Source organism: Mycolicibacterium diernhoferi (assembly GCF_019456655.1).
In the GTDB taxonomy this organism is placed as follows: domain Bacteria; phylum Actinomycetota; class Actinomycetes; order Mycobacteriales; family Mycobacteriaceae; genus Mycobacterium; species Mycobacterium diernhoferi.
The window spans coordinates 3628830-3654041 of record NZ_CP080332.1; the positions used below are offsets into that span (position 1 = coordinate 3628830).

Here is a 25212-nt window from a genome sequence, read left to right on the forward strand (position 1 = left end):
CGTCAGAGCTTGGCGATCACCTGCTCGCCGAATCCGGCGATGACGTCGGTCGCGTGCGCCAGGCTGTCACCGGGCACCTGCACCTGGATCCAGGTCACCCCCAGCTCGGCCAGCTGCTGCACACCGTCCAGGTAGGCCGCCGGGTCGAAGGACTCCGCGCCGGGCACCCCGCCGACGGCATTGCTGAAGGTGATGTCGACCGTTTCCGGGTCGCGGCCGGCCTCGTCCAGGCGCCGGCGCAGATCGTCGATGCCCGCCTGCAGCGTCTCCAGCGAGTCCATCGGGTCGGTGCGCGCCGTCTGCGCCAGCACCCCGGCCGCAGGGAACGGGCACCATCCGTCGCCGTGCTGGGCAACCCGGCGGCGGGCGGCGGCGGTGTTGCCGCCGATCCAGATCGGCGGTGGTGCGGCCGGGCGGGGGTGGGCGGTGATGCCCGCGGCGGTGAAGTGCCGACCCTCGAAGCTCACATCGTCACCGTTCCAGATGGCCCGGATGACCTGCAGCGCCTCCTCGACGAGCGCCCCGCGCTCCTCGAAATCGACTCCGAGAGCGGTGAATTCACGCTTGAGATAACCGACGCCGACGGCCAGGGTGAACCTTCCGCCGGACAGCAGGGCGAGCGTCGCACCGGCTTTGGCGACCACGAACGGATTCCGGTACGGAAGTACCACCACATTGGGTATCAGCCGCAGTGTGCTGGTGTGTGCGGCGGCGAAACCCATGGCCACAAAGGGATCCAGCGCGTCGTGCCCGCCGTGGTCCAGCCATTTCTGGGTGGGCGCAGGGTGATCGGTGAAACCGAACCCGGCAAACCCGGCGGCCTCGGCGGCGGCGGCCACCGCGGCAACCCCGGCCCCGTTGACCAGTTCCGGGTTGTAGGGGTGGCTGTGCATCGGGTGGGTGAAAGCGAACTTCATCGAACTCCCTTCGGCGGCAGGTAGATCGGCCGTGGCAATCCGAGCGCCTGTGCAGCGATCATGTTGCGGAACACCTCGAGGGTTCCGCCGTAGATTCCGGTCGGCGATGCCAGCCGGTAGATGTACTCGGCGCCCCCGCCATCGGCTGCGCCGGCGGTACCCTCGGGCAGCGCGCCGGCCGTGCCGAGGATGTCCATCAGATCCGGCGCGATGTCGCGCATGGTCTGTGCGATGGCGACCCGGCCGTACATGTCCGGGGAACTCATCGCGGCCTCCAGCCGCGCCACGGCCCGGCCGAGCCGGTAGCCGGGTTCGACGATGCCGGCGATCCGGTCCACCACGGTGGCCGTCAACGTGATGTGTTCGGTCATGGTCGCCAGCTTCTGCAGGCCGCTGTCATCGCGGGCGACGGTGCCGTGCTCAACCTTCAGCGCCTCCCGCAGCACCGCCCAACCACCGTTGACCGGGCCGATGCGGTGATCGTCGTCCACCCGGACATCGGTGTAGAAGGTGATATTGGTGCGGTCCCCGTCCACGGTGCGGATGGGCTGGATCTCCACACCCGGGGAGTCCAGCGGCACCAGAAACATGGTGAGGCTCTGGTGTTTCGGGCCGTTCGGGTCGGTGTTGGTGATCAGGAATACGTACTGGGCATTGTGTGCATTCGAGGTGAACATCTTGGAGCCGTTCACGATCCAGCCGGATCCGCCGGCGTCCCGCACGGCGCGGGTCTTGCAGGTCGCCACATCCGAGCCGCCCTCGGGCTCGGTGTAGCCCAGGCAGAGCCGTAGTTCTCCGGACAGCACACCGGGCATGATCCGTTCGACCAATTCGGGGGCCCCGAAGGCCTGTACCGATCTGGCCACCATCGCCGTTGTGCCCCAATGGAACCACGGGGTGCCGGCGCGGCCGATCTCCAGTTCCCAGATGCGGCGGCGCACCGCGTCGAACCCGCCCTCGGCCTCGGACCGATAGTCCGCGGCGAGATATCCGGCCGCACCCAGCGCCAAATGCACTGTCTCGTCGAAGTTCTCGCCCGTCTCGCGATCGCGGCGGATCACCTCATCGGTGACCAGAGCGGTCAGGAACTCACGCAGCTCCTGCTGAAACGCCCGGTCCTGCGCCGACAGCTCGACCCGTGAGAAATCCACCCGCCTACCGTGACACTTTCGCGGCAATTTGTAAAGCTTCAGCCGGTGGCGTCAAATACCGAGGCCCGGCGCCACCGGATGAACGGTGACACCGGGCCTCGGCCTGGTTCTGATGAGGTCAGGACGTGTGCACGATGAGCACGTCGACCTTCGATCGGCGGGCCACATTGGCCGGCACCGAACCGAGCAGTCGGCCCGCGATGGTGCTCAGGCCGACGTTACCGACGACCAGCAGGTCGGCCTTCTCCGATTCGGCGAGATCGACGAGGGCGTCCACGGGGGCACCGACCACAGCCTTCTCCACCACATCGGTGGCTCCGGCGGCCTTGGCCCGCTCGGTCGCCTCGCGCAGGATCGCGTAGATCGGGGCGTTACCGGTGGCCTTGTAGCCCTCGTCCTTGAGTACGTCGGCGGCGTGGTGGTCCTCGCTCTGCGGGAAGTACGCGGTCGCGACGACGACCTTCGCGCCCGATCCCGCGGCGATCTCCCCGGCGCGGTCCACTGCCCGCAGCGACGAATCCGATCCGTCCGTGCCGACCACCACGGTCCGATAGGCGCTCATTCATGCCCTCCCAATGTCGATTGCTACATCGAATTTCAAGCCACCCGAGACCCTATCCCGATGCGCGACGGCCATGGGTCCGATTGACGAACACACGGCGCGTCGAACGGCCTTTGGGCGGCACTGTTCGCGCGTTGATGTTAGCCGTTGCGGGAGTCGGTGAAACGATCCCGTGAGCAAGGCGACGCTGGAGTTTCCGGTGTTTGCAGGCCGCACTCGCGGTGCCGGAGTGAGCCGGGTCAACCCGGCAGCCGGGCAGCGACGGGCGTCACAGCGGGCCCGCGGGCCGCGTTTCGGGTCGGTCTGACGATGATGTTGCCACGGCGGCAATTTCGCCCCGCGTACGGGACCGGTGACGTCGCCCTTATGGTGTGAGGATGGCTGACGCACGCGGAACATACGCGATCACCGGTTCGGCATCGGGTATGGGCTGGAATGCGGCCCGCAAGCTCCGAGAACAGGGACACCGGGTGATCGGTGTAGACCTCAAGGATGCCGACGTCATCGCCGATCTCTCGACACCGGAGGGCCGCCGGGCCGCGGCCGAGGAGGTGCTGGCCGCGGCCGACGGTGTCCTCGACGGGGCCGTGCTGGCCGCCGGTCTGGGGCCCGGATCGGGCAAGGGCCGCAATGAGCTGATCGCGCAGGTGAACTTCCTCGGTGTGGTCGAACCTCTGACGGCGTGGCGTCCGGCGCTGGCCGAGGCCGACCGCGCGAAGGTCGTGGTGATCGCCAGCAACTCGACCACCACGGTGCCGGCGGTACCCCGCCGCACGATCAACGCCCTGCTCGCGCACGACCCCGACAAGGCGGTCCGCAGCATCCGACTGCTGGGGCAACAGGGTTCGGCGATCATGTACGCGGCCTCGAAGATCGCGCTCAGCCGCTGGGTCCGTACGCAGGCGGTGTCCGCCGACTGGGCGGGTGCCGGCATCCGGCTCAACGCCCTCGCGCCCGGGGCGATCCTGACCCCGCTGTTGGAAGCTCAGCTGGCCCAGCCCATGGAGGGCAAGGCGGTTCGCAAGTTCCCGGTGCCCATCGGCGGCTTCGGCGCTCCCGAGCAGCTGGCCGACTGGATGTGCTTCATGCTGTCCGACTCCGCCGATTTCCTTTGCGGCAGCGTCATTTTCGTCGACGGCGGCACGGACGCGTTCTTCCGTCCCGGCGATTGGCCACGCCCGATCCCGCTGCGCGGACTCCCCCGCTACCTGTGGAAGTACGCGCGCGGGCCGCAACGCTGACCGCTACAGGTACCGACCCAGGAAATCGGCCACGCTGCGCCGGAATTCCACCATGGTGGGCGCCTTCGTCATCAGCCCGTCGGCGCCGTGGTACATGCCCGGGACGGTGACCACCTCGCACGGCACACCGCAGGCCTGCAGCCGCCGGGCGTAGTCGATCGTCTCGTCGAAGAGCAGGTCCAGTTCCCCCACGCCGACCCACGCCGGCGCCAGCCCGGACAGGTCGTCGCGGCGCGCGGGTGCGGCGTAGCGGGGCGCATCCGATGACCGGGGAACCCGGCCGAGATACGAGGTCCAGGCGAAGACGTTCGACTTCGGAGGCCACAGGAACCTGCCCCGGCCCGGTTGGTCGCGCAGCGCGGTGCGGTCATCGACGGCCGGGTAACATAGCGCCTGGGCGCGCAGTGCGATGCCCTCGTCGTGGGCCCGCTGGGCGACGGCCGCGGCCAATCCCCCACCCGCACTGGATCCGGTCACCGCGATGCGGTCGGGGTCGATGCCGATCTCGCCGGCGTGCTCGCGCATCCAGTGCAGCGTGGCCATGCAATCGTCGAGCGCCGCCGGGAACGGGTGTTCGGGCGCCAGCCGGTAGTCGGGTGACACCACGACGGCCCCGAGTTCGCGGGTCAGCGTCCCGCACCCGGCGGCCTCGTTCTTGGGAGATCCGAAGATGAATCCGCCGCCGTGGATGTAGAGCACCCCCGGACACGCTCCGGCATCGGCGGAGTCCGCCGGCCGGGTGATGAGCACGTCGAGTTCGGGGGTCCCGATCCGGCGCTCGACGGCCTCGACGCCGTCGCCGGGCTGGGATTCGATGTTGTTGAACCACCGGGCCAGCCGCAGCGAGCGCGGGCCATGGCTCGTGGTGAGCAGCGGCAACAGCGGGTTACGCAGTTCGGGGGCAACACGGGACAGGTCGGGGCGCAGGGACCGGTAGTGCCGCAGGGCCGACCAGCCGCCGAGTGCGAGCCCGCCGAGCGTCGCCGTCGCGAGCAGTTTCTTCCGCACGGGCGAAGGTTAGCGCCCCCGGGGCGTCAGCACCCGGTCAACGCGCTGCAGGACCCTGGACAGGGAAACCCTGCGCGCTCCACGAGGATTCACGGAACGCCGCGAACCCTACGCGGTTGCTGGAGCGAGTGACGGGATTCGAACCCGTGTAAACGGCTTTGCAGGCCGGTGCCTAGCCACTCAGCCACACCCGCAGCAGTGACCAATCTGCCACGGGGTGACCGAGCTGAACATCGTTGCGATCGCCGTGATCGCTATTCCGCGGATGCCCGGCGTGGCGCGGACTCCCGCCGTTCGGAGGACGTTTCAGCCGGGCGTCCTGCGCGATGGTCGGGACCGGGTCCTCGCTCATCACGCGCCTGGAGTCCCCGGGGCTCGCCTGCTTTCGCACCGGGATTCGGGGCGGTCACCGTCCGCACCCGCAGTCCGGGCTTCTGGACCGAACGCGTCGACTTCGACGGCGAATCCTGGCTGAGCTTCGGCGCCGACCCCTCGAAGGCCCCGGATATGTCAGCCGGCGGATCCGACGGCGCAACATCGGTCGTGGCGTCGGTGACGGTGCTGTCCTCCGTGGTGGTGTCCTCGGCGGCCACCGGCTCGGGGATGGTCAGGTCGCCGGGGGCGGGGGCATCCACCACGATCTCGTCGGGCGCGATCTCGTCGGCCACCTCATCCTCGGTCACCGGCACCTCGGTCACCACGTCCTCGATCACGACGTCCTCAGTCACCGGCACCTCGGTCACCACGTCCTCGGTGACGACCTCTTCGGTCACGGCGTCTTCGGTCACGGCGTCTTCGGTGACGGTGTCTTGGACCACCGCCTCATCGGCGACGACGTATTCGGTGCCGGGCCCCTCGGCCGCCACAACCTCCGCGCCCACGCTCACGTCCTCGGCCACCGCCTCGGGGGCAGGCGCAGCACCGGACTCGTCGGTGACCGCGTCGGTGGCCGTTGTGTCGCCAGTCGCTGCGTCCGCATCCAGATCTGACGTCGCCGCAGCCATCCGGAGCGACGCCCCGACCGCACCGGCCGAGGCCGGCTGCGTCCCGGTCAACGCGCCGGAGAGCCCACCCAGGAGCGACCCGATCAGATTCGTCACGGCCTGGACGACACCGGCCACCAGGTTCGGAACGAAGCTGAGGATCTGCGTGACCACCTGCTGGATCGCCTGCAGCAGCGCCGAAACCGGGTTGCTCGGGTTGCTCGGCGCACACCCATCCTGCAAACAGAGGATCAATTTCTTGAGCTGTGCCAGCGCTTCGGCGTCCTTGGGATTGCCGAATTGATCGAAGATCCCGAAGAAACGCTCATCACCCAGCGCATCCGGGTCGTCTTTAATCGAGTACAGGAACACCGGGCCGGCCCCGGCAATCGATTGCCACGCGGTGAGAATGTCGCGCATGAATTCCAACTGGACCGCGGCCGACACCTGACTGGTGGGCAGCCCGTATTCGGTGATCCAGATCTTCAGTTGCTCCTCACCCGGCTGGAGGTGAGCGTCCATCAATGCCCGGATCTGCTGAATCTGGAGCAGCGGCGACAGCATGTTCGCCTCCTGCTCGGAGAACTTCGTGACGAAGTCGTACGGATGGAAGGAGATCGCGTCGAAATACCCGTGCGCACCGGCGGCGTACATCGCCGCGACGAACTCGACGGGGCTCTTGGTCCACTCACCGATGGTGATACCGGGGCCGACGACCGCGCCGACCACCGTGATGTCGGGGCTGACCGCTTTCAGTGCGGTGTAGGTCGCCTTCAGCATCTCGGTGTACTCCACCGGGTCCACCGGGTTCCAGAACAACACGAAGTTCGGCTCGTTCCACACCTCATACGCGGTGATCTTGTTGAGGTACCGGGTGGCGACCGCCCCGGCGAAATCGGCGAGATACTGCGGATCAGAGGGATGGCCGCTACCCGGAGGCCCGTCGGTCGCCCAGGCCGGCGTCCACTGCAGCACGCCGAGAATGCCCAACCCCAGACGGTCCGCCTCGTTGACGATCGTGTCCAGCTTCGCCCAGTTCAGGTCGCTCTCCCAGTCCACGGGCTGGCCGAGCGGGTCCTGCGTCTGGATCTGCCACCACGGCACCAGTAGGCGGACGTTCTTCACCCCGAGCGATGCGGTCAGGGCGAGGCGAGCCATCACCTCGTCGAGGTCGTCGGTGAAATAAATGTTCGAATCCGAGATCCCGACCGCCGTCGAGGAGTCGTCGACCGCCGCAACATGCATCACGTCGTAGCTCGCGACGCGTTTCACGTCGGGCACCGAGAAATGGCCACCGGTGGTTGCGACCACCGCGGCCGCGGTAACGCCGATTACGGCCCGACCCGCAATACCGCGAATCGGTCGCCGGATACAACTCCACATGTTAACCACCGTTTCTCGCACCGTGACGTCGAACCTTCCCCAGCCCGACACTGCTAGAAAATTAGCCACGTGGACGAGAAATTGCGAAAACTACCTGTGAGTAAGAAAACCCATTTGGAAATGGCTTTCCCGAACCGCTTCCTGGCAAAGAATTTACCGATCAGAAATATACGAATCCGCAACCGGACGTGCAGTTCTAGCAAACCTGAGAAGTTTGCCAGGCGGTGCATCGCCATAGGGCTCACCCATCACTGCGGGCACATCGGTCCAGATAGGTGTCATTTCCCCCATCGGCAACAGCCATTGCCCCGAGCCACATCAGCACAACAACGCCCCACCAGTCAGCCTCAGCAAACAGTGCACCAGTAGTACGTTCAGCCGACAAGCGCCACAGTCGCCACTAGGGACAAGAGTTGGCGCGCGCGTCAATTCATGGGCTCTCACCAGCACCATCCCGAAATGTGGGACGGTCATCGCGGGCCTATTGATGGGGCATGCCGGCCGCCACCCCGCTCTGCGGCCAGCCGGGTGGCGAATCCTCCCACGGCTCCTGGCGGCCGTAGGGGGTCAGATCCAGGAACGGGTATCCGACCGCGGTGTGATCGAGCCCGCGCGCATAGGTGGAGTAGGTATGGAAGACCTCGGCCCCGCGGCGCAGGAACACACTCGCGCCGGGCCAATCCCCGCGCAGATCGGCATCACTCCAGCCGTCCCTGCGCAACTCGGCATAGGACTTGTAGTTGTACTGCAGCGCAGCGCGATCCGGGTCCAGCGTGACGTGGTAGTCGTAGCTGAAGTCGCCATCGCGGGTGGAGTACCAGGGAAAGGTCCAGCCGTGCGCCGCCCGGTACCGCTCGATGCTGGCGAAGGGCGCCCGCGACACGCACACCAACGTCAGGTCCTTGGCGTTCAGCAGAAGTCGGTCGGATTCGGTGAAGGTCAGATCCGCGGCAGCGGTGCAGCTGGGGCATCCCTGGTCGATCTCGTCCAGCCACATGAAGTGATGGATGTAGAGCTGGGTGCGGCCCTCGAACAGATCGACCAGCCGGACCAGCCCGCTCGGGCCTTCGAAGAGGTAGTCCTTGTCCACCTTCACCATCGGCAGCCGCCGCCGTTCGGCGTTGACGGCGTCACGCAGATGGGTGGCCGCGCGTTCGGCGGCCAGCAGCCGCAGCCGTGCCTGCAGCCACTGCTCACGGGACACCACGTCGGGATGGGCGCTGCGCTGCGTCATCGGGTGGCTCCTCACCGGATCGAAGGGGTCTAGGGGTGCAGACTCCCCCGCTCCGGGAAACTCAGCGCCGTCCGGCCCGGAACGAGGCGATGGCACCGAGCCCGATCAACACCGAGAAGCCACCGAACAGCCACCGGGCCGCATCCGCATCACCGGTGGTGACCGTGTTGACCACCACGCCGGCCACCCCGGCTCCGAAGGCGCCGCAGATCAGCTGCACCGTGTTGATGGCCGCCGCCGCAACAGGCCCCTCGGCCGGATCCTGCACTCGGGTCATCGCCCACGCGGACAGATGCGGCCAGGCCATCCCGACCCCGAGACCGGCCGCCACCATGGCCAGTCCCCACACCACCGTGAGCCAGACCGGCATCGCATCGCGCACCAACAGCGCGCACGCGCCCAGTCCGACGGCGATCACGATCGGCGCGACGCAGACGATGCGGGTCACCACCGTACGTCGATCCACCGAGGCGCTGACGATCTCGCTCACCGTCCAGCCGATCGCCAGGGCCACCCCCAGGATGCCGGCCGCCGCGGGCGCCAGGCCGGCCAGGTTCTGACCGAACAGCGGCACGTACATGACCACCATGGTTGCGGCCATCAGCGCACCCAGCGTCAGGTAGATCCACTTCAGCGGACCCGGCCGGAACACCGTAGGTGGCAGCACCGGCGTCCCGGTCGCTGCGGCCGTGCGGCGCTCCACGGCCAGGAACACCGCCACCAGCCCGGCGGCGGCCGCCAGGAGTATCGCGGTCAGTACGGCGTGCTGCGCAATGCCGGCCACGCTGACCACCAGCGCCGCCGCACCGAGCAGCAGCAGCGACCGCACCGGAACCCGGATCGCAACCACCTCGCGGGCGCCCGATCGTGCCGGCAACGCGATCGGCACCAGCGCCGCGATGACGACGGTCAGCACCACCAGTGCGGCGAAAGCCCAACGCCACGAACCGAACTGGGCGAACAGACCACCGACGGCCGGCCCCACGAAGATGCCGACTCCCCACATGGCGGAGACGAGCGCCGACGCTCGGGTCCACAACGACTGTGGCAGGGCGGTATTGATCACCGCATAGCCCAGGCCGGCCAGCAGTCCCCCCGCGCCGCCCTGCACCACCCGGCCGACGAGCAGCACCTCCATGCCGGGGGCGAGCGCACAGATCGCGCTGCCCACCCCGAACACCGCGAGCGCGCCGAGGTAGGCCGGCCGGGGCCCGAACCGGGCCAGCAGGGAACTGACCAGCGTGGCACCGGCCACCGAGGCGACCAGATAGACCGTCACCACCCAGGCGTAGTACCGGTGGCCGCCGATCTCGGCGACCGCGCTGGGCAGCAGGCTGATGGTGAGGAACTCGTTGGTGGCGTACAGCGCCACGCCGCCGGCCAGGACGGTCGAGGCGCCGATGTTCTTCGGCCCCAGCAGTTCGCGCCAGCTTCCGCCGGTCAACTCGTGCGTCTCGGTCACCCCGTCAACCTAGAAGCTCAACCGCAGTTGAGTTCAAGTGTCACTACTTCAGACCCGCGGCATCCATTCCGCGCAGTTCCTTCTTGAGGTCCTGGATCTCGTCGCGGATGCGCGCGGCGAGTTCGAACTGCAGATCGCGGGCGGCCGTCATCATCTGTTCGGTCAGGTCCTTGATCAGGTCCGCCAGCTCGGCACGCGGCATGTTGGCGGTGTCGCGCCCCTCGACGATGCCGGCGCTGACCGCGCGGCCCGGTTCCCCCTGGGCGCGGCGGCCGCGCGAGGCATTGCGTCCGGACCCGCCGACCTCGACGTTCTCGGTGTCGTCGGCCTCGCGGTACACCTGATCGAGGATGTCGGCGATCTTCTTGCGCAGCGGCTGCGGATCGATCCCGTGCTCTTTGTTGTAGGCGACCTGCTTGGCGCGGCGGCGATCCGTCTCGTCGATCGCCTCCCTCATGGAGTCGGTGATCTTGTCGGCGTACATGTGCACCTCGCCGGACACGTTGCGGGCGGCGCGGCCGATGGTCTGGATGAGGCTGCGCGGGGACCGCAGGAAGCCCTCCTTGTCGGCGTCGAGGATCGCCACCAGCGACACCTCGGGCAGGTCCAGGCCCTCCCGCAGCAGGTTGATGCCGACCAGCACGTCGTACTCACCGAGGCGCAACTGCCGGAGCAGTTCGACCCGGCGCAGGGTGTCCACCTCGGAATGCAGGTAGCGCACCCGGATACCCATCTCGAGCAGGTAGTCGGTGAGGTCCTCGGCCATCTTCTTGGTCAAGGTGGTCACCAGCACCCGCTCATCGCGTTCGGTACGCAGCCGGATCTCGCCGATCAGATCGTCGATCTGGCCCTTGGTGGGTTTGACGAGCACCTGCGGGTCGACCAGCCCGGTCGGGCGGATCACCTGTTCGACGAACTCGCCGCCGGCCTGCGCCATCTCGTAGTTGCCCGGCGTCGCCGACAGATACACCGTCTGGCCGATCCGGGCGGCGAACTCCTCCCAGGTCAGCGGCCGGTTGTCGACCGCCGACGGCAACCGGAAGCCGAAGTCGACCAGGTTGCGCTTGCGCGACATATCGCCTTCGTACATGCCGCCGATCTGCGGCACGGTGACGTGCGACTCGTCGATGACGAGCAGGAAGTCCTCGGGGAAGTAGTCGATCAGCGTGGCCGGCGCGGTTCCCGGGCCGCGTCCATCGATGTGGCGCGAGTAGTTCTCGATGCCGGAGCAGAAGCCGACCTGCTTCATCATCTCCAGGTCGTAATTGGTCCGCATCCGCAGCCGCTGCGCCTCCAGCAGCTTGCCCTGGCCCTCCAGTTCGGCCAACCGGGTCTCCAGTTCGGCCTCGATGCTGGAGATCGCGACCGCCATCCGGTCCGGGCCCGCCACGTAGTGGGTGGCCGGGAAGATGCGCACCGAGTCCACCTGCCGCACCACATCGCCGGTCAACGGGTGCAGGTAGTACAGCGCCTCCACCTCGTCACCGAAGAACTCGATGCGCACCGCCAGTTCCTCGTAGGCCGGGATGATCTCCACGGTGTCCCCGCGCACCCGGAAGGATCCCCGGGTGAAGGAGATGTCGTTGCGGTCGTACTGGACGTCGACCAGTAGCCGCAGCAGCCCGTCCCGGGGCACCTCGTCGCCGACCTTGAGCTCCACCGACCGGTCCAGGTAGGACTGCGGGGTTCCCAGGCCGTAGATGCAGGACACCGAGGCCACCACCACGACATCGCGCCGGGACAGCAGGCTCGACGTGGCCGAGTGCCGCAGCCGCTCGACGTCGTCGTTGATCGAGCTGTCCTTCTCGATGTAGGTGTCGGTCTGCGCGATGTACGCTTCCGGCTGGTAGTAGTCGTAGTACGACACGAAATACTCGACGGCGTTGTGCGGCAACATCTCCCGCAGTTCGTTGGCGAGCTGCGCGGCCAGTGTCTTGTTGGGGGCCATCACCAGGGTGGGCCGCTGCAACTTCTCGATCAGCCACGCGGTGGTGGCCGATTTACCGGTTCCGGTGGCGCCCAGCAGCACGATGTCACGCTCACCGGCCCGGACCCGGCGCTCCAACTCGGCGATGGCCGCCGGCTGATCACCGGCGGGTTCGTACTCGCTGACCACCTCGAACCGGCCGCCGGAACGGACGATGCCGTCAACGGCGTCGGCGGCAGGTCGGTACTCCGACTGCGCCAACACAGGATGTTCGGTAGCGAAAGCCATGGTCTCCAGGTTAAGCGCGGGGGCCGACAAGTTCATTCCCGCTTCGCTGCGCGCGAAGACGACCGGCACGCTACCGTGGCGCCGTGCCCGAACCCGCCCGCATCGCGCTCCGGCTGATCGGCCTGTTCCTGCTGGTCGCAGGGCTGGGGTGCGCGGTGCTGCTGGTGTGGCCGGGACCTTCCGGGGTCGCCGAGGCGCTGGGCGTCGGCTGCGCGCACGTCCGGTACGGCGGCCCCGAGCAGTGTTCCTGGCTGGACGCCGCCGACCTGTTGTGGACCGGATGCTGGCTGGCCATCGTCGCCGGCGCCGTGCTGCGGCTGGTCACCCGGCCGGCCGGCCGAGCGCCCCGGACCCTCGACCTGCGCCGGTGGCGGTGAGTGTGCACCCACCCAAACGTGAGACCTTCGACCTGCACGCCCGCACCAACACCGATCCGAAGGGCATCGTGCGCGATGTGGAGGAGTTCACCGTGCGGCCATGGGGCCTCTACATGGCCCGCCCGACCCCGGGCCGTGCGCAGTTCCACTACCTGGAGACCTGGCTGCTGCCCGCGCTGAACCTGCGGGTGACGGTGTTCCATTTCAACCCCGGGCACGAACGTGACCAGGACTTCTACCTCGATGTCGGGCGGTATACCGCCGACGACGGGGTCTGGCGCTCCGAGGACCACTATCTGGACCTGGTGTTGCGCACCGGCCGCGACGTCACGCTGACCGACGTCGACGAACTGTTCGCCGCCGTCACCGAAGGACTGCTGGACCCGGCAACCGCCGAACGAGCCGTCGCGACGGCCGTGGCCACGGTGGACGGTCTGGCCCGCCACGACTATGACCTCGATCGCTGGCTGACGGTGCATGACGTGACACTGACCTGGCGGGCGTAAAGTCAAGATCATGAGTGTCACCAGGCGCGCAGGGCTGGCGGCTGCCACGGCATCGGCATTGCTGCTCGCGGGTCAGCTGCTTCCCGCATCGGCTTTCGCCGAACCCGGAGCCGGGCCCGACGTCGAGCAACCGCAGACCGAGGTCACCGAGCCGGGTCCCCCGCTGCTGTACAACATCACCTACCGGGTGCGCGCCGACGGCACGTCACGCCGGGCCGTGGTGGCCTACAAGGCCGACGATCACAACATCAACAGCGAGCAACCGAACCTGCTGCCCGGGCAGACGTTCGAGGTGAACACGGTGATGACCGACCCGAACCTGGCCGGTCTGGAGCTGTCCATCGACTGGCCCTACGGGTCGAACCTGCACTGCGAGATCCTGGTCGACGAGCAGATCGTGGTGCAGGCCGACCAGTTCATCGCCCCCCGGTTGCTGCGCCCCAAGGACGACCCGCTGTACGGGGTGCTGCATTGCGGTGCGCCCCTGAATGATGCGGTGGTCGGCGAGTCCGTCCCGGACCTCCCGGGCTACCCGACTCAGCCGGCGCCGGAGACTGCGCCCCAGATGTGACCGGTCAGGGCTTCCAACCGGTGGCGTCGGCCCACTCCCAGGCGCGGTGATACGCGTCGAGGAACCACGGTTCTTTGGCCGCGACGTAGTCCGGAGCTCGTGACGCTGCCCGCTTGGCTGCCAGATAGTCCTCCTGCACACCGGGATTGGCCTTCAGCCAGTCCACCCACAGCAGTGCGAACCGCTGGTTCGGCCAGCCGTCCACCCGGATGTGCACGTGGGTCGGCCGCCCCGGGTCCGCGGACGCGTGAAAACGCTTGCGCCACTGCGCCGGATCCTCACTGTGCGCGACGTCGGCCGAATTGTGGTCCACCCGTGGATATCCCGCGGCCAGCAGGGCATCGGCCAGCTCGTCGGCGACCTCCAGTGAGGCCACCGTCACCTGCACGTCGATGACGTCCTTGGAGTCCAGGCCCGGTACCGCGGTGGAACCGATGTGGTCGATGCGCACGGCGCGGTGCCCGCACGCGGTCTGCAACCGGGCCACGATACGGCGGGCCTGGTCCGGCCAGCCCGGATCGGCGGGCACCACGACCGGCTCGAGGTGTACCGGGCGGCGCAGCCGCAGATTGTGGGCGAACGGCACAATCCGGTCATGCCACAGGCCGCGGGCCTGCTCCACCAGGGCACCGGCGGTCCCCGAATTGTCCAGCCACACATCGGCCACCGCGCGGCGCTGCTCCTCGGTGGCCTGCGCCGCGATCCGGGCCCGGGCGTCCTGCTCGGTGAATCCGCGGTACTCGATGAGCCGCCGGACCCGCAGCTCGACATCGGCATTGACCACGATGACCAGCGGGAACATCGGCGCCATCTGCGATTCGACCAGCAGCGGGATGTCCTCGATGATCACCGGGCTTTCCTGGTCCAGCTGCGCGCATTCGATCAGTTCGGAGCGGCGACGGGCGACCAACGGGTGCACGATGCCGTTCAGCGTCTGGCGCTTCTCCTCGTCGCTGAACGCGACCGCCGCCAGGGCAGGCCGGTTGAGCTCGCCTGCCTGCGGCCCCTCGGCATGCAGGATGTCGTGGCCGAAGGCGTCGACCAGCTTGGCGAGGCCCTCGGTTCCCGGCTCCACGACCTCCCGGGCGATGACGTCACCGTCGACGACGATGCCGCCGAGATCACTGAAGGTCGAGGACACCGTCGATTTGCCGGCGCCGATGCCGCCGGTCAGTCCGATACGAAGCACCGCACCAGTGTGTCAGGACGGTGCGTGGGTTCAGCCGCCGACGCCCGTTAGTTCGATACCGGGGTGTGCCACCGGGGCCTCCGCGACGACGGCACCGTCGGCCAGGTCCACGGCGACCAGGCGCGGCCCGGCCGGGTCGCTGACGTAGGCGATGCCGTCCTGGATATGCAGGTCGGGCATCGGTGACTGCCAGTCATCCGGCTCGGTCCAGGCGGCGATGGCCGGCAGGTGGGCCGTGCGCTGGGCGGAGGCCGGATCGTAGACGTGCAAGTGGCCGTCGGTGCCGAGGATGACCGCCTCACCGCGCGGTCCCCGGCCCAGCGACCGGAAGCTGTAGCTGGTGTCGATCGGTACGACGGTGATGGTGCCGGCCGCCGTGTCGGTGAGGGTGAACCGGCGGGGACGCTCGAGTTCGGCCTCGGGGTCGGTCTTGTAGTCGCCCAGCACGACGGGCGAGACCGCACTGCCGGCCTGGTTGCCGATGCGACCGTAGGGATCGGGCGCGGCTACCTTCTGGATGCTGTTGCCGCGCACGATGAGTACCCCGTCCTGGCAACCCAGGGTCAGCACGCCGTCGGCCGCGCCGGCCTCACCGTGCAGGCCCGGGCAGTCGTCGGTGGCCGCCACCGGCGCCGCGATACCGTCGAGAATTACTGCGCCGGTACGGGTTTCCTCATCGCCGACGCTGACCACGGTGGTGCCGTCGGCCCGTGCGACTGCCACCCCGTGGTGCGGCGGCCGGGTGGTCACCGTCCGCGCCTGGGCATCACCGTCGAGCAGGTCCGCCGGGTCGACCACCTCGACCGCGCCGGTGCCGTCGCTGAACAGCGTCAGCAGACCGTCGTGGGCCACGACGTGGCCGGGTTTGGCGCCACCGAACCGGACGCCGGTCAGCGCGGGCGCCGCGGTGTAGTAGTGCCGATGGTCGCCGTGCCGGTCGGTCCAGGTGCCGAGGTCGAGGACCTCGAAACCGTCCGACCGGGAGACCAGCACATGGCGACCGTTGGCCGCCGGGTTGAGCCGGAGGAATCCCTCGGCCGGGATGTCGGCGACCACTGCCAAGGTGTCGGCGTCGAGCACCAGCACCCCGCCGTCATAGCTCAACGCCAGCCGGGGCGTGGCCGAGGTCTGCTCGACCGGCGCGGCGGGGGCGGGTGCGGCCTGCTCCGTCTCATCGGGGGTGGACGTGGTGGACGTTGTGCAGGCGGCGGACACCAGCGCGACGGACAGCAGGATCGAGGCTCGCTTCATCGTGGACATGCCCGCGAGTCAAACAGTTATTGAAAATCATTGTCAATTAGCGATATGTGCACGTGACCCCGGAGAACGAAAAACTCCCCGGCTCCAATCGGAGCCGGGGAGTTTTGCGAACTACTTATCAGGCGTTGCCGGCGAGCTTCTCGCGCAGGGCAGCCAGCTGGGCGTCGCTGGCCAGCGACCCACCTGCGGACTCACCCTCGGAGCGCGAAGAGCTGCTGGAGGTCGACGGGCGAGCCGCTTCCTCCGCCTCGGCAGCGGCGAACTTCTCCATCTGCGCGGTGTGCATCTTGTGCCGACGCTCGGCCTCGGCGTACCGGGCCTCCCATTCGGTGCGCTGCTTGTCGAAGCCCTCGAGCCATTCGTTGGTGTCGGCGTCGAAGCCCTCGGGGAAGATGTAGTTCCCCGCCTCGTCGTAGCTGTCGGCCATGCCGTACTTCGAGGGGTCGAACTCCTCGGTGTAGTCCTCGTTGGCCTGCTTGAGGCTCAGCGAGATGCGGCGACGCTCCAGGTCGATGTCGATGACCTTGACCATCGCGTCGTCGCCGACCTGGACAACCTGGTCCGGGACCTCGACGTGGCGCTCGGACAGCTCCGAGATGTGCACCAGGCCCTCGATGCCCTCTTCGACGCGGACGAACGCACCGAACGGCACCAGCTTGGTGACCTTGCCCGGCACGATCTGGCCGATGGCGTGGGTGCGGGCGAAGTGGCGCCACGGATCTTCCTGAGTCGCCTTGAGCGACAGCGAAACCCGCTCGCGGTCCATATCGACGTCGAGCACCTCGACGGTGACCTCGTCGCCGACGGTGACGACCTCGGACGGGTGATCGATGTGCTTCCAGGACAGCTCGGAGACGTGCACCAGGCCGTCGACGCCGCCGAGATCGACGAAGGCGCCGAAGTTGACGATCGAGGACACGACACCCTTGCGGATGGCGCCCTTGGTGAGCTGGTTGAGGAACTCGCTGCGAACCTCGGACTGGGTCTGCTCCAGCCACGCGCGGCGCGAGAGCACCACGTTGTTGCGGTTCTTGTCGAGTTCGATGATCTTGGCCTCGATCTCCTTGCCGATGTACGGCTGCAGATCGCGGACGCGGCGCATCTCGACCAGCGATGCGGGCAGGAAGCCGCGCAGGCCGATGTCGAGGATCAGGCCGCCCTTGACGACCTCGATGACGGTGCCCTTGACGGCCTCGTCCTTCTCCTTGAGTTCTTCGATGGTGCCCCAGGCACGCTCGTACTGAGCGCGCTTCTTGGACAGGATCAGGCGGCCTTCCTTGTCCTCCTTGGTGAGAACGAGGGCCTCGACCTCATCGCCCACGGAAACGACCTCGTTGGGGTCGACATCGTGCTTGATGGAGAGCTCACGGGACGGGATGACGCCTTCGGTCTTGTAACCGATATCGAGCAGAACCTCGTCACGGTCGACCTTGACGATGGTGCCTTCGACGATGTCGCCATCGTTGAAGTACTTGATGGTCTTGTCGATCGCGGCGAGAAAGTCCTCGGCCGAGCCAATGTCGTTGATGGCTACTTGCGGCGAGGTGATGGAGGGACTTGGCATGTGGTGGGTTGCTCCGGACAGGTTCAATCGTAGGGACAGTTAGTTTTGGTGCTGTTATGTCTTTGTACTGCGGTTTTGCTTCCCGCAGCGATACCGGACATTACGGCGCCGAGATTTGTGCGGTGTGCCCGCGGGGCCCGGGATATGACTGGGCACACAGGTACTGCTCAAGGGTACTCGAACGGGTACACGCTGGACAAACCCGGTCCTCACCGGCGGTTGCTGGTTACCCTCCTGACGTGTCCGCGATGCCGCACTTGCCGCACCCCCACCTGCCGACCTGGCCACCTACCGTCCGCAAGGCCGCCGCACCCCTGACCGTGCTGATCGCGCTGAGCGTCCTCGTCGGTCTGCTGATGATCCTGCTGACGGCCACGAATCCGGTCGGCACCGCCATCGGATTCGTACTGTCCAGCATCGCGATCACCGTGGTCGTGCTGTGCTACCTGTGGCTGGATCGCTGGGAGCCCGAGCCGCCCCGGCTGTTGATCCTGGCCTTCCTGTGGGGCGCGTCCGTCGCGATCATCCTGTCCCTGGCGCTCGAGTTGTGGGCCGACGCGGTGTTCCTGCCGACCCCGGGTCTGCCCGAGGGGTTCGAGTCGACAGCGCTGCGCGCGCCGCTGATCGAAGAGGCCGCCAAGGGCCTGTTCCTGCTGATCATGATGACCGGCCGGCGCCGCCACGAACTGAACTCGCTGACCGACTGCCTGGTGTACGCCGGGCTCGTCGGCGCGGGTTTCGCCTGGTTCGAGGACATTCTGTACATCGCCGACGGCGAGACGCTGGGCTCCTCGCTGATGATCGCGGCGCTGCGCCTGGTGATGGCGCCGTTCGCGCATTCGCTGTTCCTGTCGATGCTGGCGATCGGCGTGTACTTCGCGCTCAGACAGCGCCATACCCTCGCCAAGCTGGTCTGCATCGGGGCCGGTTACGCCGGCGCGGTGATCATGCACGCGCTGTGGAACGGCTCCTCGGTGATCGGCATCGAGGCGTACTTCCTCGTCTATCTGGTGTGGATGATGCCGATCTTCGGGTTCGCGATCTGGTTGGCCGTCATCAGCAGGCGGCGCGAACAGCGGGTGGTCGCCGCCAAGCTGCCCAACATGGTGGCCGCCAACCTGGTCACCGCGAACGAAGCCAGCTGGCTGGGCTCCATCCGCACCCGCAAGCTGGCCGTCGCCGAGGCGACCCGGCTCGGCGGCAGGGCGGCGGGAAAGAGCGTCAAGGCGTTCGCCACCCAGGTGGTCGAGCTGGCCTTCGTGCGGGACCGCATCGATCGCGGCTTCGGGGACGAGCGGGTGCAGGCGCTGTTGTACGAGGAGTCCTACCGGGTGCACGCCGCCCGGGCGGCCGCCGCACCGACGCTGCAGTTGCTGGCCGGCTACCGGGTGCCCTGAGCCAACACCACGACCGCGTCGGCGATGCGATCCAGATGTGCCTCCGTGACCGGGGCATTGAGCGCGATCAGCCGCCAGAACACCAGAGCGCCGAGGGCATCGACCAGCAGTTCCCGATCGGCGTCCGGGGACAGCTCACCGCGGTGCGCGGCCCGGTCCAGCACGGTATGGGCGCGCTCAGGGCGCGGCGCGCCTCCGGAACCGGGTCAATTGCCACAACACCAGCCCGGCCTGCAGCCCCAAGGCCACGGAGATCATCGAGATCACCGTCGCGGGGAACGCGGAGTCGCCGTCGGCGCCGAACAGTTCGGTCACACCGATCAGGCCCATCGAGCCCGGCACCAGCAGCCAGAAACCCGGCAGGATCATCGCGATGGCCGGCGGCGCGGCGCGGCGGCGGGAGATCGCCAAGGCCGCGACCGTGAGCACCAGCCCCCCACAGAATCCGCTGGCGTAGCTGCCGAAGACGAGGTCGCCGAGAAACTGGCCGGCGAACGCGGTGTAGACGATCAGGCCCAGCCAGGGCAGGAAGGACAGGGGCGGCGCCAGGAAGAGCATCACGCCGACGGCGTACACCGCGACGCCCACCCACGGGGACCACGGCCCAATCTTGTTGACCGCATCCGAGCTCAGCTGGGTGCCGTCCGCGCCGAGCAGCTGGGTGGCGATCAGGATGCCGAAGGCCAGCTGGGCGATCTGCATGAAACCGCTGATCAGACGACTGGAGCCGGATATGACGTCGCGGGCGGTCAGCTCCACGACCGCCAGCGTGATGGCCGCACCGGGCAGGAACACCGCCAGCGGCGGGATCAGCGCTCGCAGGCTCACGTGGTCCAAGCCCATCCGCTGGGCGCCGGCGATGCAGATCGCCGACACGGCGAACGCGCTCACCGCCGGGACGAGGTGCTGCAACATCGGGAGCCGCCGGCCGGCCACGCAGAAGACACCCACCATGAAGCCGAGCACCGTGGCGATCAACAGGTTCAGCGGGGTCGGCTCCATGACCAGGGCCAGACCTGCGCTCTGGATCCCGTAGCCGAGGACGGCGATCGCGCTCGGGTACCGGTTCGGCATGGCCAGGATGGCGTCGAGTCTGGCCTCGCCGTCCGCCGGTGACACCCGGCCGTGCCGGGCATCCGAGATCAGTCTGGCCAGCGGGAACGTCTGGTCGAAGCGCAGGTCGTGGTCGAGGTTCGCCGCCTCGACCACCGTCCCGGTGGTGGTGGACGGGCCGACGACCTGCACGTAGTTGGGCAGCGCGATGTAGTTGTTGGGCAGCCCGTAGGCCGCCGATGCGCGGGCCAGCATCTGACGGATCAGGGTGACCGGGTAGTTCGCGGCACCCATCGCCGCCCCGAGCCGAGCGATGAAGCGGATCTGCTGTTGGACAGCGTGCTCGGTCATCGCGGCCGGATTCAGTGCGCCGCCGCGTCCCAGCTGCGCCCGTACCCGACCGAGACCTCCAACGGCACATCGAGCGGGTAGGCGTTGCCCATGTGCTCGCGGACCAGCGCCTCCAGGGTGTCGCGCTCCCCCTCGGCGACCTCGAACAGCAATTCGTCGTGGACCTGCAGCAACATCCGTGACTTGAGCCCCGCGGATTTCATCGCCGCGTCGACGTTGATCATCGCCACCTTGATGATGTCGGCGGCGCTGCCCTGGATGGGCGCGTTGAGGGCTGCCCGTTCGGCGGCCTCCCGCACGTTGCGGTTGCTGCTGTCCAGCTCCGGCAGATACCGGCGACGCCCGAGAACGGTGGACGTGTAGCCGTCCTTGCGGGCCTGATCGACGACATCACGCAGGTAGTCCCGGATCCCGCCGAATCGGTCGAAGTACTGCTCCATCTGGGTCTTGGCCTCTTCGGTGCTGATCTTCAGCTGGGCCGACAGCCCGTACGCGCTCAGCCCGTAGGCCAGCCCGTAGGACATCGCCTTGACCCGGCGGCGCAATTCCGGGGTGACCTCGTCGATGGGCACGTCGAAGGCCCGCGACGCCACGAACGAGTGCAGGTCCTCACCGGTGTTGAAGGCCTCGATCAGCCCCTCGTCGCGGGACAGGTGCGCCATGATGCGCATCTCGATCTGGCTGTAGTCCGCGGTCATCAGCTCGGCGTAACCCTCACCCACCACGAACCCGTCCCGGATCCGGCGACCGGCCTCGGTGCGGATCGGGATGTTCTGCAGATTGGGCTCGGTGGACGAGAGCCGGCCGGTGGCCGCGATGGTCTGGTTGAACGTGGTGTGGATGCGACCGTCGGAGGCCACCGAGTTCAGCAGCCCGTCGACGGTGACCTTGAGCCGGGTGGCGTCGCGGTGCGCCAGCAGATGCTGCAGGAACGGGTGCCCGGTCTTGTCGAAAAGGCTCTGCAGGGCATCGGCGTCCGTGGTGTAGCCGGTCTTGGTCTTCTTGGTCTTGGGCATCTCCAGCTCGTCGAACAGCACCACCTGCAGTTGCTTCGGCGAGCCGAGGTTGATCTGCTTGCCGATCACCGCGTAGGCGGCCTCGGCCGCGTCGCGGATCTGATCGCCGAACTCGCTCTGCAGCCCCTCCAGGAACTCCACGTCGACGGCGATGCCGGTGCTCTCCAGTTCGGCCAGCACCCGCTGCACCGGCAGCTCCATCCGGCCGAGCAGCGACGAGGAGTCGATGCGAGCCAGTTCCTCGTCCAGCGCATCGGCGAGGTCCATCACCGCCCCGGCCCGCAACAGCAGCGCCTGCACCGCCTGCTCATCGACGCCGTCGTTGTCGTCCAGCAACGAAAGTTGTTGTTGCTCAGGGTTGTCCGCACGCAGTTCACGCTTGAGGTAGCGCAGCGAGAGGTCGTCGAGCGAGAAGCTGCGCTGCCCCGGCCGCACCAGATAGGCGGCCAGGGCGGTATCGGAGGTCACCCCGGCCAACTTCCAGCCGCGTCCCTCCAGTTCGTGCATGGCGAGCTTGGCCTCGTGCAGGGCCTTCGGTGGGCCGGGATCGGCCAGCCACGACGACAGCGCGGCCTCGTCGTCGGGGTGCAGGGTGGTGGTGTCGATGTACCGGCCGTCACCGTCGTTGGCGACGATCGCCAGCGCCGTCGTGTCCGCGTCGAAGGCCAGACGGGTGCCGACCACTGCGACACCGAAACGGTTGCCCAGGCTGTGTTCGGACAGCCAGGTCGCCAGTTCGCCGGGTTGCAGCGCACCACCGCGCACCTCGAAGCCCTGATCCACCTCCGGGTCGGCCGAGGCCAGCGTGTCGAACAGCCGATCGCGCAGCACCCGGAACTCCAGGTCGTCGAACAGTCGGTGGATCTGATCGCGGTCCCACGGCAGCATGCGCAGCGTGTCCGGCGTGTGCGGCAGCGGCACGTTCTTCACCAGCTCGGTGAGTTCCCGGTTGAGCACCACCGAAGAAAGGTTGGCGCGCAACGCATCTCCGACCTTGCCCTTGACCTTGTCGACGTTGTCGACCAGGCCCTGCAGCGAACCGTGCTCGACGATCCACTTGGTCGCGGTCTTCTCCCCCACTCCCGGGATGCCCGGCAGGTTGTCGCTCGGGTCCCCGCGCAGCGCCGCGAAATCCGGGTACTGCGACGGGGTGAGCCCGTACTTGGCCTGAACGGCCTCCGGGGTGAAGCGGGTCAGCTCGCTGACGCCCTTGATCGGGTACAGCACCGTCACGTCATCGCTGACCAGCTGCAGCGAGTCCCGGTCCCCGGTCACCACCAGGACGCGGTAGCCCGCCTCCTGGGCCTGGGTGGCCAGCGTGGCGATGATGTCGTCGGCCTCGAAGCCCTGCTCGGCGAGCACCGTGATGCCCAGCGCGTTGAGCACCTCCTTGGTGATGTCGATCTGCCCGCGGAACTCGTCGGGAGTGGCCGAACGCCCCTCCTTGTACTCCGGGTACTTCTCCTTGCGGAAGGTCTGCCGTGACACGTCGAACGCGGCGGCGATGTGGCTGGGCTGCTCGTCGCGCAGCAGGTTGATCAACATCGCGGTGAAGCCGTAGACGGCGTTGGTGGTCAGCCCGCCCTGGGTCTTGAAGTTCTCCGCCGGCAACGCATAGAAGGCACGGAAGGCCAGCGAGTTGCCGTCCAGCAGCATCAACGTGGGCTTCTCGTCGACGACGGGCGTCGTATCGGCTTTTCCAGCGGCAGTCTTGGCGGGGCTCACGCACCCAACTCTAGGCATCGGCCCCGACAGCTGGACCGGCACTGCCGCCGCCCGTCGGACATGTTGTGATGGGCCCCACCCCGCGGAAAACTGCAACACGTTTCAGTTTGGCCTGTGCACTGGGTAGTCTGACCCTCGTGCCAGCAGCATCGACAGCGCCCGCGATCGAAGGGTGGTTTTCCACCGACGACGCCGGCCAGACGCACCTCATCGGCGGCAAGTGCACCCAGTGCGCCACCTACGTCTTCCCACCCCGGGAAAACAACTGCCCCAACCCCGGCTGTGACAGCGACACCCTGGCCCTCGTGCCGCTGTCCCGGCACGGGAAGGTGTGGAGCTACACCGAAAACCGCTACGCACCCCCACCGCCCTACCCGTCCCCGGACCCGTTCCAACCGTTCGCCGTCGCCGCCGTCGAACTCGCCGACGAAGGCCTCATCGTGCTCGGCAAAGTCGTCGAAGGCACCCTGGCCGCCGACCTCAAAGTCGGCATGCCCATGGAACTGACCACCATGACCCTGTACGTCGACGACGACGGAGTCGCACGCACCACCCACGCCTGGAGGATCGCCCAATGAGCCCGGACCCGGTCTACATCCTCGGTGCCGGCATGCACCCCTGGGGCAAATGGGGCCGCGACTTCACCGAATACGGCGTCGTCGCCGCCCGCGCCGCGCTGGCCGAAGCCGGCCTCGACTGGCGCCAAATCCAACTCGTCGCCGGCGCGGACACCATCCGCAACGGCTACCCCGGCTTCGTCGCCGGCGCCACCTTCGCCCAAAAACTCGGCTGGAACGGCATCCCCGTCACCAGCAGCTACGCCGCCTGCGCATCCGGCAGCCAAGCCCTGCAATCCGCCCGCGCCCAAATCCTGGCCGGGTTCTGCGACGTCGCCCTGGTCATCGGCGCCGACACCACCCCCAAAGGCTTCTTCGCCCCCGTCGGCGGCGAACGCCGCAACGACCCCGACTGGCAACGCTTCCACCTCATCGGCGCCACCAACACCGTCTACTTCGCCCTGCTGGCACGCCGGCGCATGGACCTCTACGGCGCCACCCTGCAAGACTTCGCGAACGTCAAAGTCAAAAACGCCCGCCACGGGCTGAACAACCCGTATGCCCGCTACCGCAAAGAAGCCACCGTCGACGACGTCCTGGCCTCCCCCGTCGTCTCCGATCCGCTGCGCCTGCTCGACATCTGCGCCACCAGCGACGGCGCGGCCGCCGTCATCGTGGCCTCCAAAGCGTTCACCGAAAAGCACCTCGGCTCCACCGCGGGTGTGCCCTCGGTGCGCGCGGTCAGCCTGCAATCCCCCCAATACCCCCAACACCTGCCCGAACTGCCCGACATCGCCACCGACTCCACCGCCGTCATCCCCGGCCCGCAGCGCGTGTTCAAAGACCAGATCCTCGACGCCGCCTACACCGAAGCCGGCATCGGACCCGAAGACCTGTCCCTGGCCGAGGTCTACGACCTGTCCACCGCCCTGGAACTCGACTGGTACGAACACCTCGGCCTCTGCGCCAAAGGCGAAGCCGAACACCTGCTGCGCTCCGGAGCCACCACCCTCGGCGGCCGCATCCCCGTCAACGCCTCCGGCGGCCTCGCCAGCTTCGGAGAAGCCATCCCCGCCCAAGCCATCGCCCAAATCTGCGAACTCAACTGGCAACTGCGCGGCCAAGCCACCGGCCGCCAGGTCGAGGGCGCGACCGTCGGCGTCACCGCCAACCAAGGACTCTTCGGACACGGCTCCTCGGTCATCGTCGCCAAGTAGCTTTTCGTCGGCGGGCGCACCCGCGCGAGGATGGAGTGGTGAGCGAGAGCGTCGTCGTACGGGTCAAGCCCGGCAGCCGAAAGGGTCCGCTCGTCGAGGTCGGTGAGGACGGCGAGCTGACCGTCTACGTGCCGGAGCGCGCGGTGGACGGGAAGGCCAACGAGGCCGTCACCAAGCTGCTCGCCGCCCACCTGGGGGTGCCGCGCAGCCGGCTGGAACTGGTGTCCGGGGCGACCGCGCGGGTGAAGCGATTCCGCATCTCCTGACGTGAGC

The 25212-nt window shown here is 67.9% G+C and carries 22 protein-coding genes and 1 tRNA gene; 8 read left to right on the plus strand and 15 right to left on the minus strand.

The window, feature by feature from the left end; all coding sequences use genetic code 11:
* Nucleotides 1-2 precede the first annotated feature (2 nt).
* The 3 genes from K0O62_RS17255 to K0O62_RS17265 form a co-directional block, all read right to left on the minus strand.
* Nucleotides 3-917 (minus strand): LLM class F420-dependent oxidoreductase, encoded by a 915-nt coding sequence (locus K0O62_RS17255; protein ID WP_073859364.1) that lies wholly within the window; start codon nt 915-917, stop codon nt 3-5.
* Nucleotides 914-2068, minus strand: a complete 1155-nt coding sequence (locus tag K0O62_RS17260) for an acyl-CoA dehydrogenase family protein (protein WP_073859365.1) — start codon at nt 2066-2068, stop codon at nt 914-916. Before K0O62_RS17260 ends, K0O62_RS17255 begins: the two co-directional genes overlap by 4 nt.
* A gap of 118 nt (nt 2069-2186) precedes the next feature.
* On the minus strand, nt 2187-2630 hold the full coding sequence (locus tag K0O62_RS17265) for a universal stress protein (protein WP_073859366.1): 444 nt from the start codon (nt 2628-2630) through the stop codon (nt 2187-2189).
* Between the two features lie 377 nt (nt 2631-3007).
* Between K0O62_RS17265 and K0O62_RS17270 the strand changes: the two genes are divergently transcribed.
* The gene (locus tag K0O62_RS17270) at nt 3008-3871 is read left to right on the plus strand and encodes an SDR family oxidoreductase (protein WP_234800293.1); all 864 of its coding nucleotides are present in this window, start codon (nt 3008-3010) and stop codon (nt 3869-3871) included.
* A gap of 3 nt (nt 3872-3874) precedes the next feature.
* Here the strand turns inward: K0O62_RS17270 and K0O62_RS17275 are convergent, their stop codons facing one another.
* The 6 genes from K0O62_RS17275 to uvrB form a co-directional block, all read right to left on the minus strand.
* Nucleotides 3875-4879: an alpha/beta hydrolase gene (locus K0O62_RS17275; protein ID WP_234800294.1), complete on the minus strand. Its 1005-nt coding sequence runs from the start codon at nt 4877-4879 to the stop codon at nt 3875-3877.
* A 120-nt stretch (nt 4880-4999) separates the two neighbouring features.
* Nucleotides 5000-5073 (minus strand) — tRNA-Cys (locus K0O62_RS17280).
* 60 nt (nt 5074-5133) lie between these two features.
* Nucleotides 5134-7173: a cellulase family glycosylhydrolase gene (locus K0O62_RS17285; protein ID WP_073859368.1), complete on the minus strand. Its 2040-nt coding sequence runs from the start codon at nt 7171-7173 to the stop codon at nt 5134-5136.
* Between the two features lie 553 nt (nt 7174-7726).
* Entirely contained in the window at nt 7727-8479 is a 753-nt protein-coding gene (locus tag K0O62_RS17290; protein ID WP_073859369.1) for a DUF899 domain-containing protein, read from the minus strand.
* 61 nt (nt 8480-8540) lie between these two features.
* Entirely contained in the window at nt 8541-9941 is a 1401-nt protein-coding gene (locus K0O62_RS17295; protein ID WP_073859370.1) for an MFS transporter, read from the minus strand.
* A 43-nt stretch (nt 9942-9984) separates the two neighbouring features.
* The gene (gene uvrB / locus K0O62_RS17300) at nt 9985-12156 is read right to left on the minus strand and encodes an excinuclease ABC subunit UvrB (protein ID WP_073859388.1); all 2172 of its coding nucleotides are present in this window, start codon (nt 12154-12156) and stop codon (nt 9985-9987) included.
* A gap of 83 nt (nt 12157-12239) precedes the next feature.
* Between uvrB and K0O62_RS17305 the strand changes: the two genes are divergently transcribed.
* The 3 genes from K0O62_RS17305 to K0O62_RS17315 are packed head-to-tail and all read left to right on the plus strand — an operon-like array spanning nt 12240 to nt 13610.
* Nucleotides 12240-12533 carry a hypothetical protein gene (locus K0O62_RS17305; RefSeq protein WP_073859371.1) on the plus strand — a complete coding sequence of 98 codons (294 nt, stop codon included), beginning with the start codon at nt 12240-12242 and terminating at the stop codon, nt 12531-12533.
* A 2-nt stretch (nt 12534-12535) separates the two neighbouring features.
* Complete coding sequence (locus K0O62_RS17310) at nt 12536-13039, plus strand: ribonuclease FAU-1 family protein (RefSeq protein WP_234800298.1); 504 nt, start codon at nt 12536-12538, stop codon at nt 13037-13039.
* A gap of 10 nt (nt 13040-13049) precedes the next feature.
* Entirely contained in the window at nt 13050-13610 is a 561-nt protein-coding gene (locus K0O62_RS17315; RefSeq protein WP_073859372.1) for a hypothetical protein, read from the plus strand.
* Nucleotides 13611-13614: 4 nt separating this feature from the next.
* On the opposite strand, the gene coaE is transcribed toward K0O62_RS17315, so the two are convergent.
* The 3 genes from coaE to rpsA form a co-directional block, all read right to left on the minus strand.
* Nucleotides 13615-14799, minus strand: coding sequence for a dephospho-CoA kinase (gene coaE, locus K0O62_RS17320; protein ID WP_073859373.1), 1185 nt, complete (start codon nt 14797-14799; stop codon nt 13615-13617).
* Between the two features lie 30 nt (nt 14800-14829).
* The gene (gene aztD / locus K0O62_RS17325; protein WP_073859374.1) at nt 14830-16059 is read right to left on the minus strand and encodes a zinc metallochaperone AztD; all 1230 of its coding nucleotides are present in this window, start codon (nt 16057-16059) and stop codon (nt 14830-14832) included.
* A gap of 118 nt (nt 16060-16177) precedes the next feature.
* Entirely contained in the window at nt 16178-17623 is a 1446-nt protein-coding gene (gene rpsA, locus K0O62_RS17330; protein ID WP_073859375.1) for a 30S ribosomal protein S1, read from the minus strand.
* 248 nt (nt 17624-17871) lie between these two features.
* On the opposite strand from rpsA, the gene K0O62_RS17335 reads away from it, so the two are divergent.
* Entirely contained in the window at nt 17872-19020 is a 1149-nt protein-coding gene (locus K0O62_RS17335) for a PrsW family intramembrane metalloprotease (protein ID WP_079244626.1), read from the plus strand.
* Here the strand turns inward: K0O62_RS17335 and K0O62_RS17340 are convergent.
* The 3 genes from K0O62_RS17340 to polA are packed head-to-tail and all read right to left on the minus strand — an operon-like array spanning nt 19005 to nt 23183.
* On the minus strand, nt 19005-19184 hold the full coding sequence (locus K0O62_RS17340; protein WP_073859377.1) for a TetR-like C-terminal domain-containing protein: 180 nt from the start codon (nt 19182-19184) through the stop codon (nt 19005-19007). The genes K0O62_RS17335 and K0O62_RS17340 overlap by 16 nt on opposite strands.
* A gap of 13 nt (nt 19185-19197) precedes the next feature.
* Nucleotides 19198-20424 carry a threonine/serine exporter family protein gene (locus tag K0O62_RS17345; RefSeq protein WP_073859378.1) on the minus strand — a complete coding sequence of 409 codons (1227 nt, stop codon included), beginning with the start codon at nt 20422-20424 and terminating at the stop codon, nt 19198-19200.
* An 11-nt stretch (nt 20425-20435) separates the two neighbouring features.
* A complete protein-coding gene (gene polA, locus K0O62_RS17350) occupies nt 20436-23183 on the minus strand; it encodes a DNA polymerase I (protein ID WP_372512821.1) in 2748 nt (915 codons plus the stop codon).
* A 119-nt stretch (nt 23184-23302) separates the two neighbouring features.
* Here polA and K0O62_RS17355 point away from each other — a divergent pair, with 119 nt between their 5' ends.
* From K0O62_RS17355 to K0O62_RS17365, 3 genes are read left to right on the plus strand one after another with little or no spacing between them, the layout of a single operon-like run.
* Nucleotides 23303-23743: a Zn-ribbon domain-containing OB-fold protein gene (locus K0O62_RS17355; protein ID WP_220045465.1), complete on the plus strand. Its 441-nt coding sequence runs from the start codon at nt 23303-23305 to the stop codon at nt 23741-23743.
* Entirely contained in the window at nt 23740-24939 is a 1200-nt protein-coding gene (locus K0O62_RS17360) for a lipid-transfer protein (protein WP_073854269.1), read from the plus strand. Before K0O62_RS17355 ends, K0O62_RS17360 begins: the two co-directional genes overlap by 4 nt.
* Before the next feature lie 38 nt (nt 24940-24977).
* Entirely contained in the window at nt 24978-25205 is a 228-nt protein-coding gene (locus K0O62_RS17365; protein WP_073854441.1) for a DUF167 domain-containing protein, read from the plus strand.
* The last annotated feature ends 7 nt before the right edge of the window (nt 25206-25212 follow it).

Coding starts and splice junctions, on each gene's coding strand:
- K0O62_RS17255 (WP_073859364.1), bottom strand. CDS start 917: ATGAAGTTCGCTTTCACCCACCCGATGCACAGCCACCCCTACAACCCG.
- K0O62_RS17265 (WP_073859366.1), bottom strand. CDS start 2,630: ATGAGCGCCTATCGGACCGTGGTGGTCGGCACGGACGGATCGGATTCG.
- K0O62_RS17270 (WP_234800293.1), top strand. CDS start 3,008: ATGGCTGACGCACGCGGAACATACGCGATCACCGGTTCGGCATCGGGT.
- K0O62_RS17290 (WP_073859369.1), bottom strand. CDS start 8,479: ATGACGCAGCGCAGCGCCCATCCCGACGTGGTGTCCCGTGAGCAGTGG.
- uvrB (WP_073859388.1), bottom strand. CDS start 12,156: ATGGCTTTCGCTACCGAACATCCTGTGTTGGCGCAGTCGGAGTACCGA.
- K0O62_RS17315 (WP_073859372.1), top strand. CDS start 13,050: ATGAGTGTCACCAGGCGCGCAGGGCTGGCGGCTGCCACGGCATCGGCA.
- aztD (WP_073859374.1), bottom strand. CDS start 16,059: ATGTCCACGATGAAGCGAGCCTCGATCCTGCTGTCCGTCGCGCTGGTG.
- rpsA (WP_073859375.1), bottom strand. CDS start 17,623: ATGCCAAGTCCCTCCATCACCTCGCCGCAAGTAGCCATCAACGACATT.
- K0O62_RS17335 (WP_079244626.1), top strand. CDS start 17,872: ATGCCGCACTTGCCGCACCCCCACCTGCCGACCTGGCCACCTACCGTC.
- K0O62_RS17345 (WP_073859378.1), bottom strand. CDS start 20,424: ATGACCGAGCACGCTGTCCAACAGCAGATCCGCTTCATCGCTCGGCTC.
- polA (WP_372512821.1), bottom strand. CDS start 23,183: ATGCCTAGAGTTGGGTGCGTGAGCCCCGCCAAGACTGCCGCTGGAAAA.
- K0O62_RS17360 (WP_073854269.1), top strand. CDS start 23,740: ATGAGCCCGGACCCGGTCTACATCCTCGGTGCCGGCATGCACCCCTGG.